Here is a 2,766-nt window from a genome sequence, read left to right on the forward strand (position 1 = left end):
ATACGACGTCCACAGCACCATCGCCCATCTGCGCCGCGATGACGATGGCGTCATCCGCGTCGCCGCCCTCACCACCGATGCCGACATCCAACAGGCGCGGCAGGACATCCGGGCGCAGCGGGCGCTCATCGACACCCCCACCCCTGACGCCCCCGAACTGCGCATCGCACGGCCATCGCCCCGGCAGCGCGAGGCCACCCGACAGGCACAGCACGAGGCCCACCGCCTGGGCCTGTCTCAGGACGCGACAGCGCAGGCGATCACGCAGGCAGCCGCGCAAGTGCGTGCTTCCCATCCAGATTCGGATGGGGCGCAGGCCACTGGCATCGGGACCGACGCCCAGCCGGGGCGGGACGACATGGCCGCCTCCGAAGCGGCCCCGCCAGCGGCATCGCCGGCGACGCCGCCCGGTGCCGCCGCGCCCGAACCCGACCCCCGGGTTCAACCCCCCATGCCAGAAGCCGCCACATCCCGCTCCACCGACCCGGCACCCGATGTGCCCACCTCGCCATCCGCCGCCGATGTCTCCTCGCCCCCACAAACCACGGCCGCCCCGCCGCCACCCGGAACCGGCACACGCCCCCAACGCAAGACACCGCACCCGACGATCCCCCGTCCGTCCCCGCCACCCACGACACCGAGCGCCTGCGCCTGGGCGACCAAGGCAATGACGTGGCCTTCCTGCAATACCGCCTGCACCGGGTCGGCATGACCGGGCCCGAAGGCCAACCCGTCCCGCAGGATGGTCGCTTCGGCCCGGAGACCGAGCACGCCGTGCGCCAGTTCCAACACAGCCACGGCCTGCCCGCCACCGGCATCACCGAGGGCGCCATGAACAACGCCCTCGCACGCGAGCACCTGGCCCGGCAGACCCTCTCGCCCTCGGTCGAAGCCATGCTGCAAGCGCGCCGGGAACAGGAACGCCAGGCACAGGAAGCACACGAACGCGAAGCACGCGAACGACAACTGCAAGAACAGCGGGAACGCGAAGCGCACGCGGCGCGCGAACTAGCCGCACGGGAAGCACGCGAGCGGCTGGTACGAGAACGGCACGCCGAAGAAGCCGCGCAGCGGGAAACGACACCCCCACCCACCCCGCCCGAACGCGACTACCTATGCCTGGGCAACCAAGGCAATGACGTGGCCTTCCTGCAATACCGCCTGCACCGGGTCGGCATGACCGGGCCCGAAGGCCACCCCGTCCCGCAGGACGACCGCTTCGGCCCGGAGACCGAGCACGCCGTGCGCCAGTTCCAGCACAGCCACGGCCTGCCCGTCACCGGCATCGCCGACCCGAGCGTGAACGCCGCCCTGACCCGCGCGCATCATGCCCGCCTGCCCCCGCTGCAACCCACCGGACAAGACGCCGCCACCATGGCATCCGGCCAACCGCGGCCCATGCGCCCCACGGCGGACGCCCCCTGGCCAAGCGTGGACGCGGGCATCCCGACATCCCCCCCTACCCCCGGCATCGGCGGCGGGCACCCAAGCCGCGAGGAACCCCCGGAAGCCCCCGCCCCGCACCGGCCTACCTTCCCCACCGACCACCCCGACCACGCCCTGTTCGCCGCCATCCAGGCGCAACTGCCCCCGGGCACCCCGGACGAGAAGACCGCCGAAATCATGCATGCGGCCAAACTGAAGGGGATCGATCACGACATCATCCGGTTCAAGGACGTGACCCTCCGTGGCGATCGTGCCTTCGTCTACAGCCACACCTACGGCAAGTTCACCGACGCCCTCTCGCTCAGCGCTCCCGCGCCGCCCCTGGCGGAAACCCTGGAACAGACCCGGGCCCTGGACCGGAAGAATGCCGTGGAGATGGAAGCGTTCCTGGCCGAACAGGAAAGAATCAACCGCGAACACACCGGGCCGGTGATGAAGATGACCCTCGAAAACCCCGGCAACGACCCCGGCGGCGATGGCGGAGGCGACGGCGGCGGTGGATGAGGTCCACCCTTTGGTCCGGCCCGCACTGGCGCGGCTGGAGAAGGCCGATTGGCACGGCCTGGAACACGGCCCGGCCGTGGCGTACCTGTTGGCCCACGCCCGGCGCGAGGCGTTCTACATCGACGTGGCCGACAATCTGGCGGCGCTCCGCACGCACTGGGACCGCATCGTGATGCAGCAGAAGATGACCTTGCCCGCCACGCAGTTGAAGCTCCCGCTCCTGGTCTGGTTCGAACCCAGCGCCGACGCGGCATCGGCCCAGGCCCGTATCGAACACATCCGCACCCTACCGCACGCATGGAAAAGACATCTGGTGGAGACCATGAATCCCGCCTGGCTCGATCTGTATGCGTATTTCAAAAAGCATCCCATCTGGATGATGACGGCGATCGGCGAGCGTGGCGCCTTGTTCCGCGATTTGCGGATGTCGGAAGCCGAGCAAGCCCCATAGCCGCCGCCATCGATCACGCGCCCGACCTAACCGCCGAGCGCCAGACTGGCCCCCACCGCCAGCAGGAACAACGCGAACACCCGCTTCAACGCCGGCCCACTGATCGCATGGGCGATGCGGGCGCCGAGCGGCGCCAGCAGGATCGAGGCCACCGCCACGCAGATCGCCGCCGGCAGGTAGACGTAGCCGATGGCGTGCCGCGGCAACGCGCCGGCCGGGGCGTTCATCGCGTAACCGAACGCACTGGCCAGGCCGATGAACACCCCGCAGGCCGAGGAAGTCCCGACTGCGCGCACCGGCGGCACGTCGAGCCAGGTGAGCAACGGTACCGTCATGCTGCCGCCGCCAATACCGACGAAAGCCGA

At 70.0% G+C, this 2,766-nt stretch carries 3 protein-coding genes and 1 pseudogene; 3 read left to right on the forward strand and 1 reads right to left on the reverse strand.

What is annotated here, in order from left to right; genetic code table 11:
* The 3 genes and pseudogenes from EBB59_RS13960 to EBB59_RS13130 form a co-directional block, all read left to right on the forward strand.
* Window positions 1-712: pseudogene (locus EBB59_RS13960) on the forward strand (hypothetical protein); the annotation flags it as partial.
* Entirely contained in the window at window positions 673-1,950 is a 1,278-nt protein-coding gene (locus EBB59_RS13125; RefSeq protein WP_122102584.1) for a peptidoglycan-binding domain-containing protein, read from the forward strand. The pseudogene EBB59_RS13960 and the gene EBB59_RS13125, both read left to right, overlap by 40 nt.
* 10 nt (window positions 1,951-1,960) lie before the next feature.
* Window positions 1,961-2,401 (forward strand): GIY-YIG nuclease family protein, encoded by a 441-nt coding sequence (locus EBB59_RS13130; protein WP_245979344.1) that lies wholly within the window; start codon window positions 1,961-1,963, stop codon window positions 2,399-2,401.
* Between the two features lie 26 nt (window positions 2,402-2,427).
* Here EBB59_RS13130 and EBB59_RS13135 read toward each other — a convergent pair.
* Window positions 2,428-2,766, reverse strand: a 339-nt coding sequence (locus EBB59_RS13135; RefSeq protein ID WP_147455620.1) for a sulfite exporter TauE/SafE family protein, incomplete at its 5' end; no start/stop codon positions are given.

The organism is Solilutibacter pythonis (assembly GCF_003697345.1).
Lineage (GTDB): Bacteria > Pseudomonadota > Gammaproteobacteria > Xanthomonadales > Xanthomonadaceae > Solilutibacter > Solilutibacter pythonis.